Origin of the sequence: Halobacillus sp. HZG1 (assembly GCF_035818575.1) — a bacterium.
GTDB classification, from domain to species: Bacteria; Bacillota; Bacilli; order Bacillales; family Halobacillaceae; genus Halobacillus; species Halobacillus litoralis.
Window position 1 is genome coordinate 24,717 of record NZ_JAYLVQ010000029.1, and the last position, 14,168, is coordinate 38,884.

Here is a 14,168-nt window from a genome sequence, read left to right on the forward strand (position 1 = left end):
CATATTATGAAATGGAATTTATGTATATTGATAAGAAAGGAAGCTTTGTCCCAAAGGAGGAATCACCTTGCTAAGAGACTTTTTCAGCAAGAAAAAAAGATACGCATCCATTCCCAGCCAAGAAGCAAAGCAGGATGTACCTGAAGGTTTGATGCAGAAATGCCCAAACTGCCAGAAAATCTTTTATAGAAAAGAATTGAATCGAAATATGAATGTCTGCCCTCATTGTGATCATCATCATCGGCTTAGTGCGTATGAACGCATCCAACACTTATTTGATGAGGAATCCTTTGTAGAGTGGGACAAGCACATGATTTCAAATAATCCGTTGCATTTCCCGGAATATGAAGAAAAACTCGAAAAAGACCGTCAAAAATCAGACTTGAATGAAGCGGTTGTCACAGGAAAAGCGAAAATGAATGGCATGGAAACAGCGGTGGCCGTTATGGATGCCCGCTTCCGGATGGGGAGCATGGGGTCGGTAGTAGGGGAAAAAATCACGAACGCTATCGAGAATGCTAGGAAAGAGAACCTTCCATTTATCATCTTCACCGCATCCGGCGGTGCGAGGATGCAGGAAGGTGTTCTCAGTCTTATGCAAATGGGGAAAACATCAGTCGCTCTCCAACGTCATCATGCCGATGGTGGTCTTTTCATTTCAGTCATGACTCATCCGACAACAGGTGGCGTTTCAGCGAGTTTTGCCTCACTTGGAGATTATAATTTTGCAGAGCCTGGCGCTTTGATTGGATTTGCAGGTCGGAGGATCATCGAACAAACGATCCGCGAAAAACTTCCAGAGGATTTCCAAACAGCTGAATTTCTTCTGGAACACGGTCAACTGGACAAAGTCATTCATCGTCACGACATGAAAAAGACACTGACGACGGTTCTTGATCTTCATAATGTGGGAGGTGACCAATCGTGAAACATGTACTCGAATTCGAGAAACCTGTCATAGAATTGAGAGAGAAAATTTCTGATTTGAAACGCCTGACTGAGAACAGTGAAATGGATCTTAGCGACGAAATCGTAACATTAGAGAATCGTTTGGAAAGGCTTGAAACAGATGTGTATGATCGAATGGCTCCTTGGGATCGTGTACAAATGGCACGACACCCTGAAAGACCGACCACACTGGATTATATCGAATATCTATTTACAGATTTCCTTGAGATGCACGGAGATCGTACCTTTGGAGACGATGCAGCGATTGTATCTGGAATTGCTAAATTCAAAGGTCAACCCGTAACTGTGATCGGTCACCAGAGAGGTAAAGATACAAAAGAAAATATTCGTCGTAATTTCGGCATGCCTCACCCTGAAGGTTACAGAAAAGCACTCCGCTTAATGAAGCAGGCAGATAAATTCAAACGACCGATTATTACTTTTATTGATACAAAGGGAGCTTATCCTGGAAAAGCAGCAGAAGAAAGAGGCCAAAGTGAAGCGATTGCCAGGAACCTGATGGAAATGGCCGGTCTTACGGTTCCGGTGATATGCATAGTGATTGGTGAAGGCGGTAGTGGTGGAGCGCTCGGTCTTGGTATTGGAGATCGTATTTTTATGCTTGAGAACTCCACTTATTCCGTGATTTCTCCTGAAGGGGCTTCCTCTATTTTATGGAAGGATGCAGGCCTTGCACAAGAAGCAGCAGAATCAATGAAAATTACTTCCTATGATTTGAAGAAATTAAATGTAATTGATGCTGTGATTCCAGAGGTAAGAGGTGGAGCTCACAGAGATATCGAGGCTCAAGCCCGTGAAATTGAGAAAACCATTTCTGATTCTTTAGAAACGTTGAGCACTCTTGGGGTTGAAGAATTATTAGAAAAACGTTTCTTAAAGTACAAAAATATTGGCGATTACACGTATCTTGATTTATAATAGGATGGTTCAAAATAATAAGTCCGTAAAGAAAGGTCGCACTTGGGTGCGGCTTTTCGCATCTTAACAGGATGGTAACGCTATCATTGATGAATGGAATGTTGAAGTTTTATTAATTGTATAGACTAGAGGATAGGCTATCCTTATGAAAATAGACGGAGGTTTCGATTCATCTTTGGTTGGGGACAACATAAATAGAAAACTTTTGAGGTGATGAGAATGAAGAAAATCGGAGTACTTACTAGTGGGGGCGACGCTCCTGGAATGAATGCAGCGATTCGTTCAGTCGTTCGTAAAGCGATCTACCATGGTATTGAAGTCTATGGGATCAAATATGGCTACCAGGGATTGATTGATGGGGACATTGAAAAGATGGAGCTTGGTTCAGTCGGGGACATCATTCAGCGAGGAGGTACCAAGCTTTATTCTGCTCGTTGTGAAGAATTCAAAACTGAAGAAGGTCAGCTTAAAGGGATTGAACAAATGAAAAAACATGGCATCGAGGGCTTGATAGCCATCGGTGGTGATGGTACCTTTATGGGGGCAAAAAAAATTACGGAAAAAGGATATCCATGCATCGGTGTTCCAGGAACGATTGATAATGACATCCCTGGAACTGATTTCACAATCGGGTTCGACACAGCCCTGAATACAATCATTGATGCTATTGATAAAATCCGTGATACGGCTACATCTCATGAACGTACATTTATTATCGAAGTTATGGGGCGTGATGCCGGTGATCTTGCACTTTGGGCAGGACTTGCGGACGGAGCTGAGAGTATCATCATTCCAGAATTTGACGATGATTTTGAAGACATCATCGATCGTTTGAAGCGCGGACATGACCGTGGCAAAAAGCACAGCATCATTATTGTAGCGGAAGGTGTCGGAAGTGCTGTAGACCTTGGTCAAAAGATTGATGAGGCCGCTGGATTGGAATCACGCGTGACTGTTCTTGGTCACACACAGCGTGGTGGTTCTCCAAGTGCCGCTGACCGTGTACTGGCAAGTCGTCTCGGTGCTTATGCGGTAGACTTATTATTGAACGGACAAGCCGGTCGTATGGTAGGTATACAGCAGAATAAATTGGTGGATCATGATATTGTAGAAATATTGAATTCGAAGCATGAGATCGACTTTGATATGTATCGTCTCTCCAAAGAATTATCTATATAATGCAAGAGGCACTTGAGGAGGAAATAAAATGTTTAGAAAAACAAAAATCGTAAGTACAATCGGACCTGCTTCTGAGTCTGTAGAAAAATTGACCCAGCTGATCGAAGCAGGGATGAATGTCGCTCGTTTGAACTTCTCTCACGGAGATTTTGAAGAGCACGGAGCTAGAATAAACAATATTCGTGAAGCTTCGAAAACGACTGGAAAGACTGTAGCTATTTTACTTGATACAAAAGGTCCGGAGATCCGTACAGGTACACTTAAAGATGGAGAAGTCTATTTGGAAAAAGGCTCTACGACTTATGTATCTATGGACGAAATTGAAGGGGATGCCGAACGCTTCTCTGTCACTTACCCTGGATTGATTAATGATGTTCATCCAGGCTCCAAAATCCTGTTGGATGATGGCCTTGTTGAACTTCAAGTAGAAGAAATTGATAAAGAGAATAATGAAATCAAGACGACTGTATTAAACAACGGCCCATTGAAGAATAAAAAAGGTGTCAATGTTCCTAATGTAAGTGTCAACTTGCCTGGAATTACGGATAAAGATGCGAAAGATATCGAGTTCGGAATCGAGCAAGGGGTTGACTTTATTGCTGCATCTTTCGTACGTCGTGCATCAGATGTCCTGGAAATTAAAGAACTTCTTGAGAAGCATAATGCCAGTCACATTCAAATCATTCCAAAAATCGAAAACCAAGAAGGTGTCGATAATATCGACGATATTCTTGAAGTCAGCGATGGGTTGATGGTTGCTCGTGGAGACCTAGGTGTTGAAATTCCAGCTGAAGATGTACCACTTGTACAGAAGCGCTTGATTCGTAAATGTAACGAAGCTGGAAAGCCTGTCATTACAGCTACCCAGATGCTTGACTCTATGCAGCGTAACCCACGTCCGACACGTGCAGAAGCTTCTGACGTTGCCAATGCCATCTTCGATGGTACAGATGCGATCATGCTATCTGGGGAAACAGCAGCAGGAGATTATCCTGTTGAGGCTGTTCAAACGATGCATAATATTGCGAGCAAAACAGAAACCGGCTTAAACCACATGGCGTTATTACAAGAGCGCTCTAAGCATAGCGATATGACAATAACGGATGCAATCAGTCAATCGGTTACTCATACAGCGATTAACTTGAACGCAGCAGCCATTGTTACACCTACAGAAAGTGGTCACACAGCCCGCATGATTTCTAAGTATCGTCCGAAAGCTCCAATTGTAGCGATTACTTCTGATGAAGAAGTAAATCGTAAACTATCTCTCGTTTGGGGTGTTTATGCTGTGATGGGTCCACGTGCTTATTCTACGGATGATATGCTGGATGTTGCGGTTGAACGTAGCCTTGCATCCGGTCTTGCCATTCGCGGAGACCGTGTAGTCATCACTGGTGGTGTACCAGTTGGTGAGAGTGGTACGACGAACTTGATGAAAGTTCACGTTATTGGGGATGTACTTGTCAAAGGACAAGGCGTTGGTCAGAAGAGCGCTTATGGACGTGCTATCGTTACAAAAAATGCACAAGAAGCGATCGACCGCGTCGAAGATGGAGACATCCTGGTCACGCAAGGAACAGATCGGGACATGATGCCAGCGATTGAAAAAGCTGCCGGAATCATTACCATGGAAGGAGGACTTACTTCTCACGCAGCTGTTGTGGGATTAAGCCTTGGAATTCCAGTAATTGTTGGAGTAAATGATGCTCTTGAATTAATTAAGGATGGTTCTGATATCACGATTGATAGTTCACGCGGTGATATTTACGAGGGTCACGCAAGCGTATTATAAAATGGAAACAAAATAAAAGAGGCAGAGGAGTATTTACTTCTCTGCCTTTTCTTTTCATTGTATCTGTAAAAAAGGTATAATAGAGGAAATGGAAAGAAGGGAAGATTCTATGTTTCGTTGGTTATTGCTTTTTATTTTAGTAGTACCCGCCTTAGAAATTGGTGTACTCATATGGACAGGAAACTTAATCGGACCCATCTGGGTCATTCTTTTAATTATACTGACAGGCGTTTTAGGTGCATGGCTGGCCCAAAAGCAGGGGCTAGAAACAATCAGGAACTTCCAGCAATCCGTTCAATACGGACAAATGCCTCAAGATACACTTTTAGATGGTGCCTGCATACTTGTTGGTGGAGCTGTATTGCTCACCCCTGGTTTCATTACGGATGCTATTGGATTTCTATTGTTGTTTCCGGCAACGAGGTTGCCGATCAAACGGGTCATACGAAATGCGATTCAAAAAGCTATGCAAAAAGGGACAATTACAATATACAGAAAATAAATGCAAACTCAGAGAAGCCTTTCTCTGAGTTTTTTTGTTTTGTTATAGACATGATCTCTTTTAGATGGGCTCCTGAATGTGGGAGATTTATTTATCTAAGTGTATCTGGGTTCTTTATCCATGGTAAGCTCCAGGGATGGCTGTAAATGACCAGCAACTTTTCAAATTCTCCTCTCCATGGCTATGGTCTCCCAATGATGTAACTCCAAATTTCCTTCGTTACTCCTGTTTTCACTAATGTCTGTACCGTCATGAGGGCGATGGGACTGATCAACATTCCCAATCCACCAAACAATTGAAAACCGAGAAAAAGGCTAATGAGGAGGATGATAGGTGGGACCCCGAAATGATCGGCGAGCAATTTTGGTTCCAGTGTTTGTCTTGTAAGTATCACAACCATATAAAGAATGGATAAACCGAGGGTCATCATGAATTCTCCTGTGAGAAATTGATAAATGATCCACGGAATAAAAATGATCCCTGTACCGACATAAGGAATGAAATCGACAAGTGCAGCAAGAAATGTTATGGTCAAAGGGTGTGGTGCTCCAATGATTAATAACCCGGTAGCGATGATAGAAGTTGAAATCATAACGAGCATGCACTGCGCCCGGATCAGTCCTTTAATTGTTTGAATAAATTCGTCCTGGAAGATATACATACGTGCCGACAGTGTTTCAGGAAAAACTTTTTTTAAAAACTTCACAATAATATTCCAGTCTTTACATATGAAAAAAGTAGCAAGCAGAGTAATGAAGACAAAAGCGAAAGAGGATGGAAGCTCTGCAAGAAAAATGCCTGTAGCTTCAAGTGCGCTGTTTAACAAGGAGAGGCTTGTCTCACTGAATTTGTCCTGAGCCACCTTCAGATATTCTTCCAATGTTTGCTGCTGATTTACACTTAATTTGTCGGTGAATGCTTGGCCTTTTGATAATAAGGGGCTTAAGGTATTCATAACTTTTTGAGACAGGTAATTCGTTAGTAAAGAGAAGTGTCCAGGAACTCCGGCCGCCAAATACTGAATGCCACGAATAATTTCAGCCACCAATAAAGCCAACAGCCCTCCCGCAAGCCCACCGAAAATAAACAGAACTAGCAATATAGACATGCCTCTTGGGATCCTGAGGTGTGTGTTAAATAATTGAATAAAGGGTTGAAAGAAGACAGATAACAGAATAGCAAAGATAAATGGCTGCAAGTATATCCAGGAAAAATAAGTGAATAAAAGAAGGCTGATTGTACTAAGGATGACTAGAATCGAACGTTGTATCATTTTTAATATTTGGTTATCCATATTATCTACCTCCCCTTTATGAAAATGAGTATGTTTTTTTAATTGCAGTGAAAAAGATAGGAACGGATGTATAAATTCTAATAATTATGTAGGAATATTCGATAAAATCCTGCAAAATTAAACGGTTTCAATTCACATTCTCTTCAGAATACTTTATAATTGTCTGTGGGGTAGTTTTCCTATAAGGGTAAATAAGCAAATAGTAAAGCGTTTTCTTATTTGAGAGTATTAAGGAAAAAGGAATTTTTGAAAGGGAGAGATTGTATGTCATCATCAACTAAAGGTCTTGAAGGAATTACAGCAACTGAATCATCCATAAGTTCAATCATCGACGATAAACTGACATATGTCGGATATGATATCGATGACCTGGCAAATAACTCCAGTTTTGAAGAAGTTGTCTACCTTCTCTGGAACCAGAAGCTACCAAACAAAAAAGAATTGGCTGCTTTTAAGGAAGAACTTATTTCAAATATGGACATTCCGACTGAAGTTGTCGATCATCTGAAGTCTTATGATCTATCGACAGTACACCCTATGGCTGCTTTACGTACAGCTGTTTCCATGCTTGGGCTCTATGATCCTGAATCTGATGTCATGGAAGAGGAAGCGAACAAGCGGAAAGCGCTGCGTTTACAAGCGAAAATCCCTACAGTTGTCACTGCTTTTGCCCGTATCCGTAAAGGTGAAGAGCCGGTTGCACCTAAAAAAGATTTAAGTTTTGCAGGAAATTTCCTTTATATGCTCAACGGAAAAGACCCGGAAGATTTGGAAGTGGAAGCTTTTAACAAAGCACTAGTTCTTCACGCTGATCATGAACTGAATGCGTCTACTTTTACAGCTCGTGTCTGTGTAGCTACGCTTTCTGATGTCTACTCCGGCGTAACAGCTGCTATTGGAGCTTTGAAAGGGCCATTGCACGGCGGTGCGAATGAACGCGTCATGAAGATGCTGACGGAAATTGGTAGCGTCGAGAACGCGATTCCGGCCATTGAGAAAAAGCTCGAAAATAAAGAAAAAATCATGGGTATGGGCCACCGTGTCTATCGTTCTGGTGATCCACGTGCAAAACACCTGAGAGAAATGTCCCGTGAATTAACAGGACTTACAGGTCATTCTAAATACTATGAAATGTCTATTAAAATTGAGGACTATATCAAAGAAAATAAAGGTCTTCCTGCAAACGTGGACTTTTATTCAGCTTCTGTCTATCATAGTCTTGGAATCGATCACGATATTTTCACACCAATCTTTGCTGTTTCCCGAGTGTCCGGCTGGTTGGCACATATTCTCGAGCAGTACTCCAACAACCGTCTGATTCGTCCTCGTGCGGAATACGTAGGACCGAAAGGACAAAGTTATACACCAATTGAGGATCGATAAGAGCGCTGCCGCAATACCGGCAAGCCTCCCTTTTTATTCAACCTATTTTAACGTATGATAGAAAAGGATGATCCATCCATATTTCTTACAAAATATTAGGAGGGTTTATTGTGACACAAGCACAAAAAATTACAGTAGAACAAAACGGATCACTAAATGTACCAGAGCGTCCGGTTATTCCTTACATCGAAGGTGATGGAATCGGTCCTGATATTTGGGCAGCCGCAAGCCGCGTCATCGAAGCTGCCGTGGATAAAGCATACAATAGTGAGAAATCCATCGAGTGGAAAGAAGTACTTGCTGGTCAAAAAGCATATGATGAAACGGGTGAGTGGCTTCCAGAAGCGACACTAGATACAATCAGAGATTACAAGATTGCAATTAAGGGTCCTTTGACAACTCCAATTGGTGGAGGAATCCGTTCATTGAACGTAGCCCTTCGTCAAGAATTGGATTTGTTTACCTGCCTTCGTCCTGTACGCTACTTCGAAGGAGTACCTTCTCCAGTTAAGCGTCCAGAAGATACGGACATGGCAATCTTCCGTGAAAACACTGAAGATATTTATGCAGGTATTGAGTGGCAAAAAGGAACACCAGAAGTGAAGAAGGTCATCGACTTCCTTCAAAATGAAATGGGTGTACATAACATTCGTTTCCCTGAAACTTCCGGAATCGGAATTAAGCCGGTATCCGAAGAAGGTACAAAGCGTCTAGTTCGTGCAGCAATTGATTATGCATTAAACGAGGGACGTAAAAACGTCACGCTTGTACACAAAGGAAACATTATGAAGTTCACAGAAGGCTCCTTCAAAGCATGGGGTTATGAAGTTGCTGAAGAGGAGTATGCGGATAAAGTATTCACTTGGGCAGAATATGACCGTATCGTAGAAAAAGAAGGAAAAGAAGCAGCAAACAAAGCTCAGGATGCAGCAGAAGCTGAAGGCAAGATCATCGTAAAAGATGCCATTGCAGATATCTTCCTTCAACAGATTCTTACTCGTCCAAAAGAGTTCGATGTTGTTGCAACGATGAACCTGAACGGAGATTACATCTCTGATGCACTCGCTGCACAAGTCGGTGGAATCGGGATTGCTCCAGGGGCAAACATCAACTTTGAAACAGGCCATGCGATCTTTGAAGCGACACATGGTACAGCTCCTAAATATGCGGGTCTTGATAAAGTGAATCCGTCTTCTGTTATCCTTTCCGGTGTGCTTATGCTTGAACACCTTGGTTGGAGAGAAGCGGCTGACTTGATCACGAAATCTATGGACAAAACGATCGGAAGTAAAGTAGTCACATATGATTTCGCTCGTATGATGGAAGGCGCAAGAGAAGTGAAATGCTCTGAGTTCGGTGATGAACTGATTAAAAATATGGATTAATCAATAAGGGAGAGTGGATCATGATGGCTATTCGTAGAAACAAAGTATCCGTAATCGGTGCTGGTTTCACTGGTGCCACGACAGCGCTTATGCTCGCACAAAAAGAGCTGGGAGATGTTGTTCTCGTTGACGTTCCTGATATGGAGGATCCGACGAAAGGGAAAGCTCTGGATATGCTGGAAGCGAGTCCTGTACAGGGGTTTGATGCCAAGGTTACTGGAACTTCTGATTATAAGGATACGAAAGATTCAGACCTTGTCATCATCACTGCAGGAATAGCTCGTAAGCCTGGTATGAGTCGTGATGATCTGGTCAATACAAATTCAAAAATCATGAAGAGTGTGACGAAAGAAATTGTCAAAAACTCTCCAGATTGTTTTATCGTTGTATTGACGAACCCTGTTGATGCCATGACCTATTCTGTATTCCAAGAGGCTGGTTTACCTAAGAATCGTGTCATCGGACAGTCCGGCGTCCTTGATACAGCACGATTCCGCACGTTTGTTGCTGAAGAACTTAATGTATCTATCAAAGACGTCACAGGTTTTGTCCTTGGTGGTCACGGTGATGATATGGTTCCTCTTACACGTTATTCTTTCGCGGGTGGAATTCCTTTGGAGAAGTTAATTTCAAAAGAGCGCCTGGATGCAATTGTAGAAAGAACGCGTAAAGGTGGAGGAGAAATCGTCGGTCTTCTTGGAAATGGAAGTGCCTATTATGCACCTGCTGCTTCATTAGTTCAAATGGCAGAAGCGATCTTGAAAGATCAACGTCGTATTCTTCCTTCTATTGCTTATTTAGAAGGGGAGTATGGATATGACGGGATCTATCTGGGCGTTCCTACTATCCTTGGTGGCAATGGAATTGAAGAGGTCATTGAGCTGGAACTGACAGAAGAAGAAAAACAGCAGTTGGATAAATCGGCGGATTCTGTTAAAAACGTGTTGAATGTATTAAAATAAAAGGGAAGGGATTCGAGGAAAACCCTCGGATCCCTTTTTTGACCAGTTAGGAAAACGCTTACAAGAGGTGAGGATATGTTAGGCAAAAAGAGAAAGCTTGGTAAGAAAATCAATGACATAAGATCCGGAGAGAAATTTGAAACTTCCTTTACAGTCGAAGATCGTGATTTACTTATGTATCTAGGCTTGACGAATGATGCAAATCCTTTGTATATCCAACATGATTATGCTTCACAAACCCCCTTTAAACGCCCAGTGGTCCCAACAGTAATGGTCTTTGGTATGGTGTCTTCTATTGTATCCATGCATTTGCCTGGTCCGGGTAGTCATATCATCCACCAGAATCTAGAATACCCTAAACCCGTGTATCATTATGGAGAAGTTCGTTTTCTAGCGGAAGTAACAGCCATTCATAAAGAAGAGCATGAAGTGGAACTTCATGTTACAGGGTATGATGAAGAAGGTGATGAAGTAGTCAAAGGGACGCTAATCGTCCGCCCTCCGTACGAACCTGATTCCATGAATGCCATCTCCCTTGAAAACTTTTATTAAACAAGAGAATGTAGATTAGGTATCACCTATAATGGCAAGCCGCTTGTACTCGAGAGAGACTGGCGGCTTGTCCTTTTTTTTTACATCTTTGGTCCATCCGGACGTTTCATCACTCTGCGTAAGAATGAAATAATTGAGTGTATTCAAGGGATGAAGAGAAACTTAATGTCTATATTAAGATTAAGTAAAAATAGTAAAGTTCCGTATTCAAATTGTAAACTTCGTTGTATGATGAAAGTAACTTGTAGTAGAGGTGATGGCATTGGAACAGAAAATTTTAATTGTAGATGATGAAGAATCTATTGTGACTTTATTAAAATATAATATCGATCAAGCTGGATTTGAGACAGACGTGGCCTATAATGGTACAGATGCGCTTGAAAAAGCATCGAAGAATCATTTTGACTTAATTGTTCTTGACGTTATGCTCCCGGGAATGGATGGAATGGAAGTATGTAAGAAATTAAGGCAAATGCAAGTGAATACACCTGTACTCATGTTGACCGCTAAGGACGATGAATTTGATAAGGTTCTGGGTCTTGAGCTTGGGGCTGATGATTATTTGACCAAACCATTTAGTCCTAGAGAGGTCGTAGCTAGAATCAAAGCAATCTTAAGAAGAATGGTTCGTGAAAATGTTGTAAACGATCAAAAGGTTATTCAGATTGCCGATCTATCTATTTACCCTGAACAATACGAGGCAACCATTAAAGATGAACCTTTAACATTTACGCCGAAAGAATTTGAGCTTCTTCTTTACCTTGCACAAAACCTGGGGCGTGTTCTTTCCAGAGACCAACTGTTAAGTGCTGTATGGAATTATGATTTCGCCGGCGACACTCGTATTGTTGATGTCCATGTGAGCCATTTACGTGAGAAAATTGAACCCGAGACGAAAAAGCCAGTGTATATAAAAACCATACGCGGGCTTGGATATAAAATGGAGGAGCCTAAGTAAATGGGTTCTAATACTAGGCCACTGATGACCTATGCGGTTTTAGTGGTCATTGTCATGCTTGGGCTGGGAATTATCCTTGCGCAGCTGACTCGTGGCTATTTTATTAATATATTTGAACAACGTGTAGAGTTGGAAAGTCAATATTTCATCACGTACTTGGATCAATTTACCGAAGACCGTGAAGTAAGTCAGGATGAGTTGTATAACTTCAGCGAACAGCTGAATACAGGTATGGTTTTTATATCGGATTCAGGAGAAACAATGATTGATACAGTTGGGGCTGTGCCAGTCATTAGTGAAGACGAAAAGCAGGAAGTCATGGCAAGGGTAGAAGGTGGTACTTCGCAGGTGAATGAAGGGCAAATGCTCGATGATATTTTCTATTACCCTGTGAATAACAGTGTAGATGATATAAATGGCACCCTTATCCTTCTCTCACCCGTGGAAGCTTTGACCAATATTACAAAGAATATTTGGCTTTTAATCGGTTTTACGTTACTTCTTGGTCTTTTAGTCATTTTTGTTATTGGGTTTAACGTATTCTCTAAATATATTCGCCCTATTCGTTCAGCCGCTAATGTAGCCACACAACTTGCAAAAGGAAATTATAAAGCAAGAACTTATGAGGGGCACTTTGGCGAAGCAGGTCAATTAAGCCAGTCAATTAATATTCTTGCCAGAAATCTGCAGGAAATGACGAGTACAAAGGGGATGCAGGAGAATCAGTTAGAAGCAGTTATTAATAATATGGGCAATGGGTTAGTACTCATTGATGAAAAGGGATATATTCTCCTTACGAATCGTGCGTTCTTAGAAACGTTTAAAGGTGTACAAAACGATTTTATTGGTCATTTGTATCACGATGCTATCCCTTATACAACGATTCACGAAACCGTCCAAAAAATTTATATGTTCGAAGAAACGATAAGCGAAACATTTGTGTTGCCTGTTAATATCGACAGGAAACACTTGGAGGTAACCGGAGCACCCATCTTTAGCGAAGACCGAAAATGGAGAGGGGTTGTCTTAGTATTTCATGACATATCAGAGCTGAAGCAGCTGGAGCAAATGAGAAAAGATTTCGTAGCTAATGTATCTCATGAATTAAAGACACCTATTACTTCCATTCGTGGCTTTTCAGAAACCTTGCTTGATGGGGCTATGAAAGATGAAAAGATGCTCGAGCAGTTTTTACAAATCATTTTAAAAGAAAGTGGTCGTCTGCAGTCCTTGATTCAAGACCTTTTGGAATTGTCCAAACTTGAAAGAGATGACTTCCTTTTAAATGTTGAACAGATTGAAGTTCAACGGTTATTAAATGATTTACTGCCGATTGTGGAACAACACGCTGACCAAAAACAAGTGAAACTTCATGCTTCCGTGCAAGGAAATACGAAAATACAGGGTGATTCCAGCCGCTTGAAGCAAGTGTTTATGAACTTGCTTACAAATGCCATTAATTATTCAGGTGATGAAGGAGAAGTTACATTAGAATTTCAAGAATCAGAAAACCATGTAACGATTAAAATTACTGATAATGGCGTAGGAATACCAAAAGAAGAAATATCCCGGATCTTTGAAAGATTCTATCGTGTGGATAAAGCGAGAAGCAGGAACTCCGGAGGGACCGGACTCGGTCTTGCCATTGTTAAACATATCGTGGAAGCGCACGAAGGGACCATCCATGTGGAAAGTGAAGTGGATGTCGGGACGGCGTTTTATGTTGAGATTCCTAAGAAGTTTACGGAAAATTAATATTTCATTAAATTAAGGTTAACAATACTTCGATAGAATACCAATGAAACCCTTTCATCCAAGGTGTTTTCTCTTTTTGGCAGAAGCTTCCCTCGCTTCTGCTTTTTTTTGTCTTCATTTAGTTAACTTCTTGTAAAAATACACCTCAGTTTTCCTTCCTATCCAAGGCGTAATTCGTAATTAACATTCCACTATATGGCAGGATTGTGGAAGTCTCAGTTTCGAGACGTTTGTTGAGTGGATGGGGGCTGCGGGGAATGACTCGCTTTCCGCGGGAGTGCGGTGAGCCTCCTCGGACTGCGTCCTGTGGGGTCTAACCAAGCACTTTCTTCCCGCAGGAGTCTCGCCATTACCCTCCGCCCTTTGCTATATCAGAGTCTCGAAACCACTACTGGAAAAATCAGCTTGTGTGGTTATGAGAAGTGAATGATGTAAACTCTATCCCATTGACGTTTAGCAAACGCAAATGCTTGATACAACACACTATACGCCTGCCTAGGGGGGAAGAATTGGAACCTT

At 41.6% G+C, this 14,168-nt stretch carries 12 protein-coding genes; 11 read left to right on the forward strand and 1 reads right to left on the reverse strand.

The features are described from left to right. Nucleotides 1-67: 67 nt before the first annotated feature. The 5 genes from accD to VKA52_RS04105 all read left to right on the forward strand — a co-directional run bounded on the left by accD (nucleotide 68) and on the right by VKA52_RS04105 (nucleotide 5,360). Nucleotides 68-928, forward strand: a complete 861-nt coding sequence (gene accD, locus VKA52_RS04085) for an acetyl-CoA carboxylase, carboxyltransferase subunit beta (protein ID WP_206947584.1) — start codon at nucleotides 68-70, stop codon at nucleotides 926-928. After that, a complete protein-coding gene (gene accA, locus VKA52_RS04090) occupies nucleotides 925-1,887 on the forward strand; it encodes an acetyl-CoA carboxylase carboxyl transferase subunit alpha (protein WP_160916218.1) in 963 nt (320 codons plus the stop codon). The genes accD and accA overlap by 4 nt, the downstream gene beginning before the upstream one ends. A gap of 219 nt (nucleotides 1,888-2,106) precedes the next feature. After that, complete coding sequence (gene pfkA / locus VKA52_RS04095; protein WP_160916217.1) at nucleotides 2,107-3,066, forward strand: 6-phosphofructokinase; 960 nt, start codon at nucleotides 2,107-2,109, stop codon at nucleotides 3,064-3,066. A gap of 28 nt (nucleotides 3,067-3,094) precedes the next feature. Then, entirely contained in the window at nucleotides 3,095-4,858 is a 1,764-nt protein-coding gene (pyk, locus tag VKA52_RS04100; protein ID WP_160916216.1) for a pyruvate kinase, read from the forward strand. Nucleotides 4,859-4,967: 109 nt separating this feature from the next. Then, nucleotides 4,968-5,360: an FxsA family protein gene (locus tag VKA52_RS04105; RefSeq protein ID WP_326314285.1), complete on the forward strand. Its 393-nt coding sequence runs from the start codon at nucleotides 4,968-4,970 to the stop codon at nucleotides 5,358-5,360. Nucleotides 5,361-5,541: 181 nt separating this feature from the next. On the opposite strand, the gene ytvI is transcribed toward VKA52_RS04105, so the two are convergent. After that, on the reverse strand, nucleotides 5,542-6,654 hold the full coding sequence (gene ytvI, locus VKA52_RS04110) for a sporulation integral membrane protein YtvI (RefSeq protein WP_326314286.1): 1,113 nt from the start codon (nucleotides 6,652-6,654) through the stop codon (nucleotides 5,542-5,544). 264 nt (nucleotides 6,655-6,918) lie between these two features. On the opposite strand from ytvI, the gene citZ reads away from it, so the two are divergent. The 6 genes from citZ to pnpS all read left to right on the forward strand — a co-directional run bounded on the left by citZ (nucleotide 6,919) and on the right by pnpS (nucleotide 13,649). Continuing rightward, the gene (citZ, locus tag VKA52_RS04115) at nucleotides 6,919-8,037 is read left to right on the forward strand and encodes a citrate synthase (RefSeq protein WP_160916213.1); all 1,119 of its coding nucleotides are present in this window, start codon (nucleotides 6,919-6,921) and stop codon (nucleotides 8,035-8,037) included. A 110-nt stretch (nucleotides 8,038-8,147) separates the two neighbouring features. Further along, entirely contained in the window at nucleotides 8,148-9,422 is a 1,275-nt protein-coding gene (icd, locus tag VKA52_RS04120; RefSeq protein WP_326314289.1) for an NADP-dependent isocitrate dehydrogenase, read from the forward strand. 23 nt (nucleotides 9,423-9,445) lie between these two features. Continuing rightward, nucleotides 9,446-10,384 (forward strand): malate dehydrogenase, encoded by a 939-nt coding sequence (mdh, locus tag VKA52_RS04125; protein ID WP_160916347.1) that lies wholly within the window; start codon nucleotides 9,446-9,448, stop codon nucleotides 10,382-10,384. A gap of 75 nt (nucleotides 10,385-10,459) precedes the next feature. Beyond that, nucleotides 10,460-10,936: a MaoC/PaaZ C-terminal domain-containing protein gene (locus tag VKA52_RS04130; protein ID WP_160916211.1), complete on the forward strand. Its 477-nt coding sequence runs from the start codon at nucleotides 10,460-10,462 to the stop codon at nucleotides 10,934-10,936. Between the two features lie 262 nt (nucleotides 10,937-11,198). Then, nucleotides 11,199-11,894, forward strand: coding sequence for a response regulator transcription factor (locus tag VKA52_RS04135; protein ID WP_160916209.1), 696 nt, complete (start codon nucleotides 11,199-11,201; stop codon nucleotides 11,892-11,894). Further along, the gene (gene pnpS / locus VKA52_RS04140; RefSeq protein WP_160916207.1) at nucleotides 11,895-13,649 is read left to right on the forward strand and encodes a two-component system histidine kinase PnpS; all 1,755 of its coding nucleotides are present in this window, start codon (nucleotides 11,895-11,897) and stop codon (nucleotides 13,647-13,649) included. It abuts the gene before it with no gap. Nucleotides 13,650-14,168: the final 519 nt, after the last annotated feature.

Bases quoted from the DNA above. Each gene is read 5' to 3' on its own strand.
- pyk (WP_160916216.1), top strand. From the start codon at position 3,095: ATGTTTAGAAAAACAAAAATCGTAAGTACAATCGGACCTGCTTCTGAG.
- mdh (WP_160916347.1), top strand. From the start codon at position 9,446: ATGGCTATTCGTAGAAACAAAGTATCCGTAATCGGTGCTGGTTTCACT.
- VKA52_RS04130 (WP_160916211.1), top strand. From the start codon at position 10,460: ATGTTAGGCAAAAAGAGAAAGCTTGGTAAGAAAATCAATGACATAAGA.
- pnpS (WP_160916207.1), top strand. From the start codon at position 11,895: ATGGGTTCTAATACTAGGCCACTGATGACCTATGCGGTTTTAGTGGTC.
- VKA52_RS04105 (WP_326314285.1), top strand. From the start codon at position 4,968: ATGTTTCGTTGGTTATTGCTTTTTATTTTAGTAGTACCCGCCTTAGAA.
- citZ (WP_160916213.1), top strand. From the start codon at position 6,919: ATGTCATCATCAACTAAAGGTCTTGAAGGAATTACAGCAACTGAATCA.
- ytvI (WP_326314286.1), bottom strand. From the start codon at position 6,654: ATGGATAACCAAATATTAAAAATGATACAACGTTCGATTCTAGTCATC.
- pfkA (WP_160916217.1), top strand. From the start codon at position 2,107: ATGAAGAAAATCGGAGTACTTACTAGTGGGGGCGACGCTCCTGGAATG.